Below are 13,641 nucleotides of genomic sequence, written 5' to 3' on the forward strand. Positions count from 1 at the left end.
GTGCGTGGTGTTTAATCGAGGGTCTGGATGTCCCATTCGTTGCCCCTTCCAATCATAAAAACGGAGCTTCAAATGTCTGCGCAGTCGACAGTTGCCACCGCTTGTGCCTCGATCCGCTTTGCTGAACTGGTGGAGTTACTTCAACAGGTCTTCGTCCGGCACGGCACATCGCCGCAGGTTGCTGCGATTCTTGCGCACAACTGCGCAAGTGCCGAGCGTGACGGTGCCCACAGTCACGGTATTTTTCGCATCCCCGGTTACCTTTCGACGCTGGCCAGTGGATGGGTCAACGGCACCGCCGTCCCCAGCGTGACCGATGTGGCCTCAGGCTTTTTGCGCGTCGACGCGGGCAATGGTTTTGCCCAGCCGGCCCTGGCAGCGGCGCGCCCGTTGCTGGTGGAGAAGGCACGCAGCGCCGGCATCGCGTTGCTGGCGATCCATAACTCCCATCACTTTGCAGCCCTGTGGCCGGACGTCGAGCCGTTTGCCGAGGAGGGGCTGGTGGCACTCAGCGTGGTCAACAGCATGACCTGTGTGGTGCCCCACGGCGCGGATCGCCCGTTGTTCGGCACCAACCCCATCGCGTTTGCGGCACCACGGGCCGACGGTGCGCCGATTGTGTTTGACCTGGCCACCAGCGCCATGGCCCATGGCGACGTGCAAATCGCCGCACGCAAAGGCGAGCGGTTGCCACCGGGCATGGGCGTCGATAGCCTCGGTCAGCCGACCCAGGACCCTAAAGCCATTCTGGAAGGCGGCGCACTGTTGCCATTTGGCGGGCACAAGGGTTCGGCACTGTCGATGATGGTCGAGTTGCTGGCGGCAGCGTTGACGGGCGGCAACTTCTCTTTTGAATTCGATTGGACGGACCACCCAGGCGCGCGTACGCCGTGGACAGGCCAGCTTCTGATCGTGATCGACCCGAGTAAAACCGCAGGGCAAAGCTTCGCCCAACGCAGCCAGGAGCTGGTGCGGCAGATGCATGCGGCGGGGCTGCGTCGATTGCCGGGGGACCGACGCCATCGGACGCGGGCGAAGTCGCAGGAAACCGGGATCGAACTGGACGCGCAGGCGTTGCGCGAGTTGAGGGCGTTGGCGGCGGGGTGAAACAGGCTGCGCGATGCGCAGCCTGAATGGATCAGTTACGGCGACCCAGCAACAGGCCGACCACCAGGCCAAAGCCTGCGGAAATGGCCACGGTCTGCCATGGGTGCCCACCGATGTAAGTCTCGGTGGCATCCACAACCGGCTTGCTGCGTTCACGCACGTTGGACACCGATTCCAGGGCTTGTTTGAGTTTGATGGCAACCTGCTCGCGCAGGGTTTCACCTTCCTCGCCCACCAGGGATGCACTGCTTTTGAGCAGTTTGTCCGATTCTTCGATCAATGCGCTCAGTTCGCTGAACGCTTGGTCCTTGATTTGATCTTCGACAGCTTGGGCGGCGGTTTTGCGGGCCATTGAGTGACTCCTTGCAGGTGGATGTGGCAGTGAACAATGGAGTATCGGGCGGTGGCAAAAGTTGCAGTTTTTTTGCCGGCGCGCTCATCCGAGGCAAAATCCGGATCGGGAACTTTGGGCCTACAGTGTAAGATGTCACCTATTTGTGCAGCAGGTAATTCAACATGAGCTTCAATCTCGCCAACAAGACCCTCGCCGAACGCGCCGAGGTGGAAGATGAAAAGTCGCGCCTCTACGACCTGTGGCAAACCAACCTGGGCAAGGCCAAGGGCGAAGCCGCGCGCTTGTTCGGTGAGCGCGCCAAGCGCAAGGGCAAGTGGGCCGAATGGGTGCGTGCCGAACTCGACGGCATGTCGCCGCCGGAGTTTTCCAACATGGTGCGCAGTGAAGTCAACAAGCTGATGGCGGCGGCAAAGTAAAGCACGCCACAATCGCTTCGCGCACCTTGAGCAACAGCGGGTCCAACTGAGCCTGGGTACGCCAGCCCAACTCCACCGGGTAATGCGGTAGCGCCAGCGGGCAGGGCAGCACGCGCAGGCCGGTCATTTGCGCAATGGCGTGGGCTGCATGCCCGGGAATGGTTGCCACGGCGGTGCTGCCTTGGAGCAGATACGGCAGCGCGGCAAAGTGGCTGGTGGACGCGCACACGTGGCGGCGCAGCCCGTGGGCGGCCAAGCCTTCATCGGTAATGCCGATAAACCCGCCTGACGACACCAACACATGTTCCCGCGTGACAAACCCCTGCAGGTCGATAGTCTCCTCGCCCGACGCCAGGCTATGAGGGTCTACCAGGCAACGATAGTCACCTTCCCCCAGCACCTGTCGGCTCAGCCTGCGCTCGGTAAAACCGCCGGCGGTAATGGCCAGGTCCAGCGTGCGGTCGAGCAGGGCGGCGGCGACGATCTGGCTGTAGGTCTGGCGAAAGATCACCCGTAGCTTGGGCAGGCGCAGTGCGATGGCCTCCATCAGGCTTCGGCCATAGGCAATCTCGAAGTCATCTGACAGCCCCAGCACCACCGAGCGGCCCTCGTAGTGCAGGTTTTGCGGGCTGATCATCGCCAGGCTCTGGCGGCAGCGATCCAATGCCTCACTGATCACCGGTTTCAACTGGTTGGCACGCAATGTGGGCGCCAGGCCGCGTCCGGTGCGCACGAACAAAGGGTCACCATACAGCTCGCGCAAACGCCGCAAGCCCGCGCTGATCGCCGACTGCGTCACGCCCAAACGCAGCGCCGCACGGCTGGCACTGGACTCGTCGTGCAGGGCTTCGAAGGTTTTGAGCAGGTTCAGGTCAACCTGGGCGATATTCATTTGGCTCATATCATTTAGCACTGAGGTGGGCTTTATTCATGATCGAGTCTGGCCGGAGAATGGGCAACCCCTATCTATCGGAGTGAGCCTGATGCCCGTATCGACTGTCGCAGCCCTGCAAATCGGCGCCTTGCCTGGCGGCAAGGCTGAAACCCTGGCGCAGATCCTGGCCTATGAGGATCAAATCCAGCGCAGTGGCGCGCACTTGGTGGTCATGCCCGAGGCGTTGCTGGGCGGCTATCCCAAGGGCGAAAGCTTTGGCACGCAATTGGGTTATCGCCTGCCCGAGGGCCGGGAAGCCTTTGCACGGTATTTTGCCAATGCCATTGACGTGCCGGGGCCAGAAACCGAGGCGCTGGCCGGGATGTCGGCGCGTACCGGTGCCAGCCTGGTGCTGGGCGTGATCGAACGCAGTGGCAGCACGCTGTACTGCACGGTGTTGTATTTCGAACCCTCGGGCGGCCTGGTGGCCAAGCACCGCAAGCTGATGCCGACCGGCACCGAGCGGCTTATCTGGGGCAAGGGCGACGGCTCGACCCTGCCGGTGATCGACACCGCGGTGGGGCGTATCGGCGGCGCGGTGTGCTGGGAAAACATGATGCCGTTGCTGCGCACCGCGATGTATGCCAAGGGCGTTCAGGTGTGGTGTGCACCCACCGTGGACGAGCGCGACATGTGGCAGGTGAGCATGCGCCATATTGCCCATGAAGGGCGTTGCTTTGTGGTCAGCGCCTGCCAGGTGCAGGCATCGCCCGAGGCCTTGGGTGTGGAGGTTGCCAACTGGCCGGTGGACCGTCCGTTGATTGCCGGCGGCAGCGTGATCGTCGGGCCCATGGGCGATATTTTGGCGGGGCCGTTAGTGGGCGAGGCGGGGTTGTTGACGGCGCAGATCGATACTGATCAGTTGGTGCGGGCCCGCTACGACTACGACGTAGTGGGGCATTACGCCCGGCCGGATATTTTTGAATTAGTGGTGGACGAGCGCGCCAAGCCAGGCGTTCGCTGTATCACTGACTAAACGCAATCAACCTGTGGGAGCTGACTTGCCTGCGATAGCGGCGTGTCATTCAATTCATCAGTTACTGACGCACCGCCATCGCAGGCAAGCCAGCTCCCACATTTGGTTTTCAGCCACTTACCAGGTGGCGGTGTTCGGCAAGTCCAGGGTGCCACGCTCTACAAAGCGCATGGTGCCAAACAGTCCGCCCGCCAGTTTGCCGCGCAGCACGTAGGGCAGGTTGTTCAGGCTTTGGGTCTGGCTCAGGCCCAGGGTCTGGCGCAACACCGAAAACGCCGAAACGCTGACCGGCACCATCAATACGGTTTCAGAAAAGCGTGGGATGCTGCCAGCCTGATCGCTGACGCCAGAAGCGAGTGGCCGGCCATTGACCTCCAGGTCCAGGGCCACGCCGTTGTAGTCGATTGCCGCTTCATTGGGGTTTTGCACCCGCAGCTTCACGGCAAAGCGCACTTCCAGGTCCTGGCTTTGCAGCGGCTCGATGCCCACCACATTGATGTTCACCGGGTCGCGGTTGGGAAACAGTGCGCAGGCGCTCAAGGTCAGCAGCAACAGCGATAGAACCATGAGCTTGCGCATAAAGAAATGCTCCTACTTTTGGGTGACGTCCGGGTCCTGCATGACCTTGAGGGTAGAGGACTCCGGCTCGAATTCATCTTCTTCCAGCTCTATGAACTCTTCGGGCAGGAAAATGTTCAGCAGGATTGCACAGAATGCACCCACGGTGATCGGCGATTCGAAGATGTTGTGCAGCGCCTTGGGCAGCTCGCGCAGCACTTCGGGCACCGCGGCGACGCCCAGGCCCATGCCTAGGGAAATTGCCACGATCAGCACATTACGCCGATGCAGGCCCGCTTCGGCGAGGATCTTGATCCCGGCCACGGCCACGGTGCCGAACATGATCAGGGTCGCGCCGCCCAATACGGGCTTGGGCATCAGTTGCAGCACCGCGCCGATCATCGGGAACAACCCCAGCAGCACCAGCAGGCCAGCAATGAAGTACGCCACGTAGCGGCTGGCCACGCCGGTCAATTGGATCACGCCGTTGTTCTGGGCAAAGGTCACCATCGGCAGGCTGTTGAAGGTGGCGGCCATCGCGGAGTTGAGGCCGTCGGCCAGCAGGCCGGACTTGATGCGTTTGATATACAGCGGGCCCTTGACCGGTTGCTGGGAAATCATCGAGTTGGCGGTCAGGTCGCCGGCGGCTTCCAGGGGCGAAATCAGGAAGATCACCGCCACCGGGATAAACGCCACCCAGTCGAACGAGAAACCGTACTTGAACGGCACCGGCACGCTGATCAGCGGCACCTGGGGCAGGGCGGCCATGTCGACGCGGCCCAGCAGCCACGCCACTACGAAGCCCAGGGTCAGGCCGATCACGATCGAACCCAGGCGCAGGAACGGGTTGTTGAAGCGGTTGAGTACCACGATGGTCAGCAGCACCAAGGCCGCCAGGCCCATGTTGCCTGCGGCGCCCAAGTCGCTGGCGCCATAGCCGCCAGCCATGTCGGTGACGGCCACCTTGATCAGTGACAAGCCCATCAAACTGATGATGGTGCCGGTCACCACCGGGGTGATCAGTTTGCGCAGTTTGCCGATGAACTGGCTGAGCACCACTTCGATAAACGCCGCGAAAAAGCAGATGCCAAAGATCGTCGAGAGGATTTCATCGGTGCCGCCGCCCCGGGCCTTGACCATGAACCCAGCGCTCAAGATCACGCTGATAAAGGAAAAACTGGTGCCTTGCAGGCACAACAGCCCCGAACCCACCGGCCCGAAAGTGCGCGCCTGCACAAAGGTGCCAAGCCCCGAGACAAACAGCGCCATGCTCACCAGGTACGGCACTTCGCTTTCCAGCCCCAGTACGCCGCCGACGATCAGGGTGGGCGTGATGATGCCGACAAAACTCGCCAACACATGCTGCAACGCGGCAAAAATCGCGGCGGTGAAGTGCGGGCGGTCTTCGAGGCCGTACATAAGGTCGGATTTATAGCGCGGGCGGGGGGCTTGAGCGTCAGACAAAATGATGGCTCGGGTCAGAAAATGGAGGCGCAGGATGCCAGAAAGTACCAGGCGCCTGAAGTGTAAAAAAATATTTATAAAAACCCTGCGCTAAAGCCGTGGCCCAGCCGATATCAAGCATAGGCCCACACTACAACGACAACAGTGGTGACCAAGGTCTGGGCAGCGCGTTGACGCTGACGGATCGTTTCGCGGCAAGGATGCACGCAAACACTACTTCTGAGAGCAGCCCTATGTCCCTCCGTCACCTGAATATTGCCCCTCGCGCGTTTATCGGTTTTGCCTTCATTGCGGTTCTAGTGGTGCTGTTGGGCGTGTTTGCGGTCAACCGTATGACGCAGATGCGCCAATCCTCCCAGGACATGAGCGCGAACCAGCTGCCCAGCATGACTCACCTGGGTACCATCACCGAAAACGTGCTGCGCATGCGCATCCTGTCGTTTCGCGTGCTGGTCAACCGCGAGCCTGCCGCCCTGCAGGAAGCCGAGACGCGCATTGGCGTGCTGGCTGACAAGGTCAAGACCGCCCAGGCCAAATACGCCACGCTGCCTGCAGGCGCGGAGGAGGCTGCGCTGTACAAAGCCTTCGGCGTCACCCTGGACAACTACCTCAAAGCCCAGGCCGAGATGGTGGCATTGTCCAAGCAGGGCAAGGTCGATGAGATGCGCGCTCTGATCAACAGCCGTATCAAGGACGGCACTGACCAGATGGGCGAGCAACTGAACAAGCTGATCGCCATCAATGCGGCCGACGCCAAGCAGGCCGACGAGGATGCCGGGCAAAGCTACGAGGGCGCGATCACCGGCGTGGTGGCGGTCTCCGTGGTGGCGGCATTGCTCACCGTGCTGCTGGCCTGGTTGTTGACCCGCAGCATCGTGACCCCGCTGCGCAAGGCCGTGGAAGTGGCCGAGACCATCGCCGCCGGCAACCTCAGCAAAACCATCGAGGACGATGGCAAGGACGAACCGGCGCGGTTGCTCAGTGCGCTGTCGACCATGCAAGCCAGCCTGCGCCAGACTATCCAGCACATCGCGGGTTCGGCCACGCAACTGGCTTCGGCGGCGGAAGAGCTGAGCGCGGTCACCGAGGAGGCCTCCCGTGGCCTGCAACAGCAGAACAATGAAATCGACCAGGCCGCCACGGCCGTCAATGAGATGACGGCGGCAGTGGAGGAGGTGGCGCGTAACGCGGTTTCCACCTCCGAGGCGTCCGGGCAGTCCAACCAGGCGGCGCGGGAAGGCCGTGATCGGGTGATGGAAACTGTCGGCGCGATCCAGACCATGACTCAGGACGTGCAGAACACCTCCGCGATGATCGAGGGCCTGGCCGCTCAGGGCCGGGATATCGGCAAGGTGCTGGATGTGATCCGCGCGATTGCCGAGCAAACCAACCTGCTGGCGCTCAACGCAGCGATTGAAGCCGCCCGTGCCGGCGAGGCCGGACGTGGATTTGCGGTGGTCGCCGATGAAGTGCGCGCCCTGGCCCATCGCACCGCGCAGTCGACCCAGGAAATCGAGAAAATGGTCGCCGGCATCCAGAACGGTACCGGGGAGGCGGTGCAGTCCATGCAACAGAGCAACCAGCGCAGCCAGACCACCCTGGAAATGGCACGCGCAGCCGGCGCCTCACTGGAGCAGATCACTGCGTCTATCAGCCTGATCAACGAACGCAACCTGGTGATTGCCAGCGCTTCGGAAGAACAGGCCCAGGTCTCCCGCGAGGTGGACCGCAACCTGGTCAACATCCGCGACCTGGCCACCCAGTCGGCGGCGGGCGCCAACCAGACCAGCGCGGCCAGCCATGAACTGTCGAGGCTGGCGGTGGATTTGAATGGGATGGTGGCCAGGTTCGTCGTCTAACTGCTGCCACAACACCCTGTGGGAGCTGGCTTGCCTGCGATAGCAATCTTACAGTCGGCACATCATGGGTTGGCTTACCGCTATCGCAGCATAGGGATCTACACAACTTGGGCCGGTGCTGGACCTGTGGCGAGGGCGCTTGCTCCCGTGACGGACTGACAGCCGACGCTGATCTAACTGACGCGCCGCAATCCAAATGTGGGAGCTGGCTTGCCTGCGATGGCAGCCTTACAGCCGACCAGGATGTTGGATCTGACCGCGTACATATCCGTTCCTGCGGTAACGGCCACCGATGGTTCCGCTCTTACAGCGGGTCACTTTTGGAAAGGCCCAAAAGTAACCAAAAGGCCTTCGCCCCACCACTCGGCACCTCGCCTAGGCTCGGTGTGCCCGAACGCAGGCTTGAAGTCGTGGGCCGCCGCCACGCGCCATCCATGGCGCGGGGCGGCTAACCCGGCGTCCTGCCGGGTTGCCCACGACTTCAAGCCTGCGTTCGGCCAGCGTGGTTTGACGGGGCGCTTCAGATCAAAAGCCAGATCAAGAGCGGCTCGCTTAGCATCGTGGTTACCGTCGATCGCTTCAGAGTTGTGTAGATACCTATGGCTATCGCAGGCAAGCCAGCTTCCACCTTTGCTCGTGTCAGTGCCGCCATGCCCCTGGATTCACCAGGTTTACCGGCTTTTCGCCAGCCAATGCCGCCAGGAGATTCTCCACCGCACACTTGGCCATCGCCTCCCGCGTCTCATGGGTGGCCGAGCCGATATGCGGCGTGGCTACCACATTGTTCAACCGCAACAACGGCGACGCGTGATCCAGCGGCTCCTTCTCAAACACATCCAACCCCGCCGCGCGGATAGTGCGTTGCTGCAACGCCTGCACCAGTGCCGCCTCGTCCACCACCTTGCCTCGGGAGATATTGATAAAAATCGTCTCCGGCCCCATCAGCGCGAATTCCTCGGCGCCAATCAACTTCTCGGTCTCAGCGGTCAACGGCAGGGTCAGGCAGACAAAATCAGCCTCTTTGAGCAAGTCCTGCAAGCTGCGGTACTGCGCGCCAAAGCGCGCTTCAACCGCCGGCTTGGGTGAGTGGCTGTGGTAGATCACTGGCATGCCGAAGCCACAATGCCCGCGTTGGGCCAGGGCTTCGCCGATGCGGCCCATGCCGATAATGCCCAGGGTCTTGCCATGTACATCGCTGCCAAAATGCGCCGGGCCGATATTTTTGTTCCATTGGCCGGCGCGCACCATGTCGGCCAGCTCGACCACGCGCCGGGCGGTGGCCAGGATCAGCGCAAAGCCGGTGTCGGCGGTGGTTTCGGTGAGCACGTCTGGAGTGTTGCTGAGCAGGATGCCGCGTTGGGTCAGGTAATCGATATCGTAGTTGTCGACGCCCACCGAGACGCTGGCCACTGCTTCCAGCTTGGGTGCCAGGTCGAGCAACTGGGCATCCAGGCGCAGGCTTGCCCCCAGCAGGCCGTGGGCGTTAGGGAGGGCATCGCGCAGGTTGGCCAGGCCGGTTTCATCCAGAGCGTCAATCAGCGTGACATCGACCTGCTCGTGCAGGCGAGCCATGAGCGGCGTGGACAGTTTTTTGTACAGCACGACAGATTTTTTCATGAGGTTTTTACCTTCAACTCCAGGGTTGGCGTCGGCGAGCGGTCACTGGCGCCGGGCTTGAGGAAAATCGTCAGCACCACGGAAAGCAGCAGCGCGCCGCTCATCAGCAGGTACGAAGCGCCGGGCGAGCCGGTGCTGCTGTTGAGGTAGCCCACCAGGTACGAGCCACCGAACGAGCCCAGGGCGCCCATGCTGTTGATCAGCGCCATGGCACCACCGGCGACGTTGGCCGGGAGGATTTCCGGGACGATGGCGAAAAACGGGCCGTAGGGTGCATACATGCAGGCCCCGGCGATCACCAGCAGTGTGTAGGACCACCAGAAGTGTTCGGCGCCCAGCACGTAGGACGCGTAGAAGGCAATCGACGCAATCAATAGCGGCGGCCAGACAAAACGCTTACGTTTCTGCAGCTTGTCCGAACCCCAGGACACCACGAGCATGCCAATCACCGCCGCCAGATAGGGCAGGGCCGAGAGCCAGCCGGCTTCGACCATGTCCATCTGCAAACCGGCCTTGAGGATTGATGGCAACCACAGCACGAAGCCGTACACGCCAATGCTCCAGCAGAAAAACTGCAACGCGAGAATGATCACCTTGGGCGAACGGAACGCCTCGGCGTAGTTTTTCACGGCCTTGATCCCCACCTGCTCGGCGGCGAGGGCGGTTTCCAGGCTGTGCTTTTCGGCGTCGCTCAGCCACTTGGCATCCTTGGGACGCTCATCGGCCAGCTTCCACCAGATAAACGCCCACAACACCGCCGGCAGGCCCTCGATGATGAACATCCAGCGCCAGCTGAAATGCTGCACCAGGTAGCCCGACACCACCGACATCCACAGCATGGTGACCGGGTTGCCGAGGATCAGGAACGTGTTGGCCCGTGAGCGTTCGGCACGGGTGAACCAGTGGCACAGGTACACCAGCATGGCCGGCATCACGGCGGCCTCGACCACCCCGAGCATGAAGCGGATGACGATCAGCATGTAGGCGTTGGACACCACGCCAGTCAGTGTCGCCAAGCCGCCCCAGAGGATCAGGCTGACGAAGATCAGTTTCTTGACGCTGCGCTTTTGCGCGTAGATCGCCCCCGGCACCTGGAAGAAAAAGTAGCCAAGGAAAAACAGCGCACCGAGCAGCGAAGACATGCCTGGCGTGATCATCAGGTCTTCGGCCATGCCGGACGCGGCGGCGAAGCCGTAGTTGGCGCGGTCGAGGTAGGCCAGGCTGTAGGTGATAAACACGATAGGCATGATGTACCACCAGCGACGGGTGGCGAGTTTCACGGTTTCCATGGGGTTGCTCCTGAGCTTGTTGTAGTTGTGGCAACAGGTAATGGGTCACGCAACGGATCGGGTGGGTAATTCAGCGCGGGTCGGCAAACCTTCCATATCGCCACGGCTCTGCACGGCGCGGCTGCCGATCCAGTTACCGCGCTGTACGGCCTCGGGGAAGCTCAAGTTTTCCAGCAGGGCGCTGATCATGCCCACGGCAAAGCCATCGCCGGCGCCCACGGTATCCACGACCTTGGCCACCGGTACGGCGGCGACAAAACCCTGGTCCATATGGGTGCGGTAATAGGCGCCCTCGGCGCCGAGCTTGATCGCCACGGCTTCGGCGCCCTGGTCGAGATAGAACGCGGCGATGTCTTCCGGGTCGTCAAAACCGGTCAGCAGGCGACCTTCGCCCAGGCCCGGCAGGACCCAGTCGGCCAAAGCAGCCAGCGCATTGATTTCGCGGATCATCTGCGCCTGGCTGGCCCACAGGGACGGGCGCAGGTTCGGGTCGAACGACACACTGCGTCCGGCCTTGCGCATTTGGGTCATCAGCTCGAACGACAGTGCGCGAGTGGCATCGGACAGCGCTGGCGGAATGCCGGTGGCGTGCAGATGGCGGGCCTGCAGCAGCGTCGGATGGATGGCATCGATGGACAAGTGGCTGGCCGCCGAGCCTCTGCGAAAGTACTCCACTTGAGGGTCGGCGCCGGCCTCTTCCCGGGATTTGAGTTGAAAGCCGGTGGGGTTCAGCGGGTCGACGGCCACATGGTGGCAATCGAGTCCTTCTTTAGTCAGGGTATCGACCACAAAACGCCCGAGGGAGTCGTTACCCACGCGGCTCAGCCAGGCCACGTTGAACCCCAGGCGCGACAGGCCGATGGCGACGTTGCTGTCGGCGCCGGCAATGCGTTTGTGAAACTGCCCGACCTGCGCCAGGTCGCCGGTCTGTTCGGCGACAAACATCGCCATGGTTTCGCCAAACGACAGGATATCGAGCTCAGACATGGGCGTTCTCCACATGGGGTTGGCCAAGGCGGGCCAGGGTCGCGACCTGTTGCGCGGTGACTTCGGTCAGGTCATCGCCCTGCAACGGAAATTCCACTGCCCGGGTAATACCTTGAGTCATGTGTTTAAGCAGTTGTTCCCACAGATGCAGGTCGGTGGCGCCCGGCGGCAAGGCGACGAGCTTGCCATCGGCGCGACGGGCCACGGCCTTGCAGTGCAGGTAATCCACATGCCGGCCCAGCAACCGCGCAGCAGTGAGCGCGGACTGGTCTTGCCACTGCCAGTTACCGATGTCGAAGGTCATTTTCACCGGCAGGCCGAGACGTTCGACTTCAGTGAAAAACCGTTGCATCGGTTCAATGCGCCCGCCGTGCAGGGTCTGGTCGTTTTCCACCAGCAGCTTGACCGGGTGGCGGTTGAGCAGGGCGTGCAGGCTTTCCAAGTCGTTTGTGTCGGTGAAGTAACCGAGGGACACCTTCAGCCAACCCGAGCCAAAGGCCTGGGCGCGGTCCAGGGTAGCGGCCAGCTCGGCATTGGGCTGGGCACGGCCGGCGACCCAGAGTTCCAGGGGCGAGGAAAACACGCTGTCCAGGCCTTGCGCGGCAGCGGCCTGGGCCAGGGTGGCGGGGTGTTCGTCGGTCAGCAGCTCCTCACGCCATTCAATGCGCTGGGCACCGGCAGCGCTAAGCAATGCGACAAAACTCAATTGGCCCTGCTGGCGAACCAGGTCGGCGCCGTAGCTGGAAAGGCTGATGGAGACGGGGTATTTATGCATTGTTGTTTACCTCTGAAACCGGTTTCATTTTTATCGACAAGAACACACTGACTGTTTGTGGCGAGGGAGCTTGCTCCCGTTTGACTGCGCAGCAGTCACCGGCTCTTGGCGGCGCTTCGCACCGCAGCGGGAGCAAGCTCCCTCGCCACAGTAAAGCCAGGGTCATAAGGGGGCGTCGAGCCGCGGATAATCAGCTCGGGTAAAAAATCCAGGGTGCGGGTGGGGGCGGTATCGCCGCGCAGGCGCTTGAGCAAACAGTCGAAGGCGCTGGCGCCAATCGCTTGCGTCGGTTGGGCGAGGGCGGTGATGCCGTTGCCCACCAGCGGGTACCAGTCCAGGTCATCCAGGGCGATCAAGCCCACCTCGCCGAACAGGTCGCAGCCCAGCGCCTTGAGCACCCGGGTGCAGGCCAGTGCGGCCACGCCGTTGGCGCAAAACAGTGCCTTGGGGCCGGGTTTGGCGAGAAAGGCTTGCAGACGCTTTTCCAGGTTGCCATCCAGTTCAACCACGGCGCCTGTCAACGCCGGGCGCTTGGCAATTTCGTGATTGAAACTCTCCAGGCGCTCCAAACGTGAACTGGTGCCGTCGGTGGTCTCGCTTACGAGCAGCACGTCGCGGTAACCCTGCAGCTCCAGGTGTCCCACCGCCATGCGCACCGCCGCCGGGTTATCCAGGCCCACCAGGTCGCTGTGCAGCGGCGCGACCTTGCGGTCCACCAGCACAAGGGGCATTTCCTGTTGCAGCTCCAGCAGTTGGTCGAGGTGATGGCCCAGGGTGTTCACGATCAAGCCTTCGATGTTGTACGAACGCAGCGCCGCCAGGTGTTGGCGCTCTTGCTCGTCATCACGGTCGGTGTTGCACACCACCAGGCTGTAGCCGTGCTGACGGCAGGCGGTTTCGACGCCGTGCATCACGGCAATGGAATAGGGGTTGCGGATATCGGCCACCAGCATGCCGATCAGGCGGGTGCGGCCACGTTTCAAACCACGGGCCATCTGGTTGGGGCGGTAGCCAAGCTGTTCGATGGCTTGCTCGATGCGCAGCGCGATCGCGTCGGAGAGCAGGGCGCGGTCATCGCCGATAAAACGCGACACGCTGGCTTTGGACACGCCGGCGCGTTGGGCGACGTCGAGCATGGTGACACGGGTGCGCTGGGCGGCGGAAAAAGGAGTCACGGTCGCGGGCCTTTCTTATTGGAGTTTTCTGGGCCTCAGTCGGGAATACCCGGGCTGAAACCGGTTTCAGGAAACCTCAAGTCAACCGTTTCGTCAAGCATCCGATGTGGGTGGAATCAGCTACCAAGC

The 13,641-nt window shown here is 62.1% G+C and carries 13 protein-coding genes; 4 read left to right on the forward strand and 9 right to left on the reverse strand.

Going from position 1 to position 13,641, the window contains the following annotated elements; translation table 11 throughout:
* Window positions 1–72: 72 nt before the first annotated feature.
* Window positions 73–1,107 carry an Ldh family oxidoreductase gene (locus BT204_RS18630; protein WP_072447818.1) on the forward strand — a complete coding sequence of 345 codons (1,035 nt, stop codon included), beginning with the start codon at window positions 73–75 and terminating at the stop codon, window positions 1,105–1,107.
* 31 nt (window positions 1,108–1,138) lie between these two features.
* Here the strand turns inward: BT204_RS18630 and BT204_RS18635 are convergent, their stop codons facing one another.
* On the reverse strand, window positions 1,139–1,459 hold the full coding sequence (locus BT204_RS18635; protein ID WP_019817806.1) for an ElaB/YgaM/YqjD family protein: 321 nt from the start codon (window positions 1,457–1,459) through the stop codon (window positions 1,139–1,141).
* A 164-nt stretch (window positions 1,460–1,623) separates the two neighbouring features.
* Between BT204_RS18635 and BT204_RS18640 the strand changes: the two genes are divergently transcribed.
* Window positions 1,624–1,878: a hypothetical protein gene (locus BT204_RS18640; RefSeq protein WP_072447820.1), complete on the forward strand. Its 255-nt coding sequence runs from the start codon at window positions 1,624–1,626 to the stop codon at window positions 1,876–1,878.
* On the opposite strand, the gene BT204_RS18645 is transcribed toward BT204_RS18640, so the two are convergent.
* A complete protein-coding gene (locus BT204_RS18645; protein WP_072447822.1) occupies window positions 1,850–2,770 on the reverse strand; it encodes a LysR family transcriptional regulator in 921 nt (306 codons plus the stop codon). The genes BT204_RS18640 and BT204_RS18645 overlap by 29 nt on opposite strands.
* 91 nt (window positions 2,771–2,861) lie before the next feature.
* Between BT204_RS18645 and BT204_RS18650 the strand changes: the two genes are divergently transcribed.
* Window positions 2,862–3,788 carry a carbon-nitrogen hydrolase family protein gene (locus BT204_RS18650; protein WP_057977527.1) on the forward strand — a complete coding sequence of 309 codons (927 nt, stop codon included), beginning with the start codon at window positions 2,862–2,864 and terminating at the stop codon, window positions 3,786–3,788.
* A gap of 117 nt (window positions 3,789–3,905) precedes the next feature.
* On the opposite strand, the gene BT204_RS18655 is transcribed toward BT204_RS18650, so the two are convergent.
* A complete protein-coding gene (locus BT204_RS18655) occupies window positions 3,906–4,367 on the reverse strand; it encodes an LEA/WHy family protein (RefSeq protein ID WP_003190908.1) in 462 nt (153 codons plus the stop codon).
* A gap of 12 nt (window positions 4,368–4,379) precedes the next feature.
* Entirely contained in the window at window positions 4,380–5,810 is a 1,431-nt protein-coding gene (locus BT204_RS18660; RefSeq protein ID WP_072447824.1) for a nucleobase:cation symporter-2 family protein, read from the reverse strand.
* A 233-nt stretch (window positions 5,811–6,043) separates the two neighbouring features.
* Here BT204_RS18660 and BT204_RS18665 point away from each other — a divergent pair, with 233 nt between their 5' ends.
* Window positions 6,044–7,669, forward strand: a complete 1,626-nt coding sequence (locus BT204_RS18665) for a methyl-accepting chemotaxis protein (protein WP_020301098.1) — start codon at window positions 6,044–6,046, stop codon at window positions 7,667–7,669.
* 639 nt (window positions 7,670–8,308) lie between these two features.
* Here the strand turns inward: BT204_RS18665 and BT204_RS18675 are convergent.
* From BT204_RS18675 to BT204_RS18695, 5 genes are all read right to left on the reverse strand, one after another.
* Window positions 8,309–9,286 carry a 2-hydroxyacid dehydrogenase gene (locus BT204_RS18675; protein ID WP_034127685.1) on the reverse strand — a complete coding sequence of 326 codons (978 nt, stop codon included), beginning with the start codon at window positions 9,284–9,286 and terminating at the stop codon, window positions 8,309–8,311.
* Window positions 9,283–10,575, reverse strand: a complete 1,293-nt coding sequence (locus tag BT204_RS18680; protein ID WP_034127684.1) for an MFS transporter — start codon at window positions 10,573–10,575, stop codon at window positions 9,283–9,285. The genes BT204_RS18675 and BT204_RS18680 overlap by 4 nt, the downstream gene beginning before the upstream one ends.
* A gap of 45 nt (window positions 10,576–10,620) precedes the next feature.
* The gene (locus BT204_RS18685) at window positions 10,621–11,562 is read right to left on the reverse strand and encodes a sugar kinase (RefSeq protein WP_054897473.1); all 942 of its coding nucleotides are present in this window, start codon (window positions 11,560–11,562) and stop codon (window positions 10,621–10,623) included.
* Window positions 11,555–12,337: a sugar phosphate isomerase/epimerase family protein gene (locus tag BT204_RS18690; RefSeq protein WP_054897472.1), complete on the reverse strand. Its 783-nt coding sequence runs from the start codon at window positions 12,335–12,337 to the stop codon at window positions 11,555–11,557. The genes BT204_RS18685 and BT204_RS18690 overlap by 8 nt, the downstream gene beginning before the upstream one ends.
* A gap of 95 nt (window positions 12,338–12,432) precedes the next feature.
* Window positions 12,433–13,512 (reverse strand): LacI family DNA-binding transcriptional regulator, encoded by a 1,080-nt coding sequence (locus BT204_RS18695; protein WP_275668964.1) that lies wholly within the window; start codon window positions 13,510–13,512, stop codon window positions 12,433–12,435.
* Window positions 13,513–13,641 lie beyond the last annotated feature (129 nt).

The organism is Pseudomonas sp. NFPP02, assembly GCF_900119355.1.
GTDB classification, from domain to species: Bacteria; Pseudomonadota; Gammaproteobacteria; order Pseudomonadales; family Pseudomonadaceae; genus Aquipseudomonas; species Aquipseudomonas paracarnis.

What these genes read in the sequence shown, in the direction of transcription:
- BT204_RS18645 (WP_072447822.1), bottom strand. Translation starts at nt 2,770, where the DNA reads ATGAATATCGCCCAGGTTGACCTGAACCTGCTCAAAACCTTCGAAGCC.
- BT204_RS18650 (WP_057977527.1), top strand. Translation starts at nt 2,862, where the DNA reads ATGCCCGTATCGACTGTCGCAGCCCTGCAAATCGGCGCCTTGCCTGGC.
- BT204_RS18630 (WP_072447818.1), top strand. Translation starts at nt 73, where the DNA reads ATGTCTGCGCAGTCGACAGTTGCCACCGCTTGTGCCTCGATCCGCTTT.
- BT204_RS18635 (WP_019817806.1), bottom strand. Translation starts at nt 1,459, where the DNA reads ATGGCCCGCAAAACCGCCGCCCAAGCTGTCGAAGATCAAATCAAGGAC.
- BT204_RS18655 (WP_003190908.1), bottom strand. Translation starts at nt 4,367, where the DNA reads ATGCGCAAGCTCATGGTTCTATCGCTGTTGCTGCTGACCTTGAGCGCC.
- BT204_RS18685 (WP_054897473.1), bottom strand. Translation starts at nt 11,562, where the DNA reads ATGTCTGAGCTCGATATCCTGTCGTTTGGCGAAACCATGGCGATGTTT.
- BT204_RS18690 (WP_054897472.1), bottom strand. Translation starts at nt 12,337, where the DNA reads ATGCATAAATACCCCGTCTCCATCAGCCTTTCCAGCTACGGCGCCGAC.
- BT204_RS18675 (WP_034127685.1), bottom strand. Translation starts at nt 9,286, where the DNA reads ATGAAAAAATCTGTCGTGCTGTACAAAAAACTGTCCACGCCGCTCATG.
- BT204_RS18665 (WP_020301098.1), top strand. Translation starts at nt 6,044, where the DNA reads ATGTCCCTCCGTCACCTGAATATTGCCCCTCGCGCGTTTATCGGTTTT.
- BT204_RS18680 (WP_034127684.1), bottom strand. Translation starts at nt 10,575, where the DNA reads ATGGAAACCGTGAAACTCGCCACCCGTCGCTGGTGGTACATCATGCCT.
- BT204_RS18640 (WP_072447820.1), top strand. Translation starts at nt 1,624, where the DNA reads ATGAGCTTCAATCTCGCCAACAAGACCCTCGCCGAACGCGCCGAGGTG.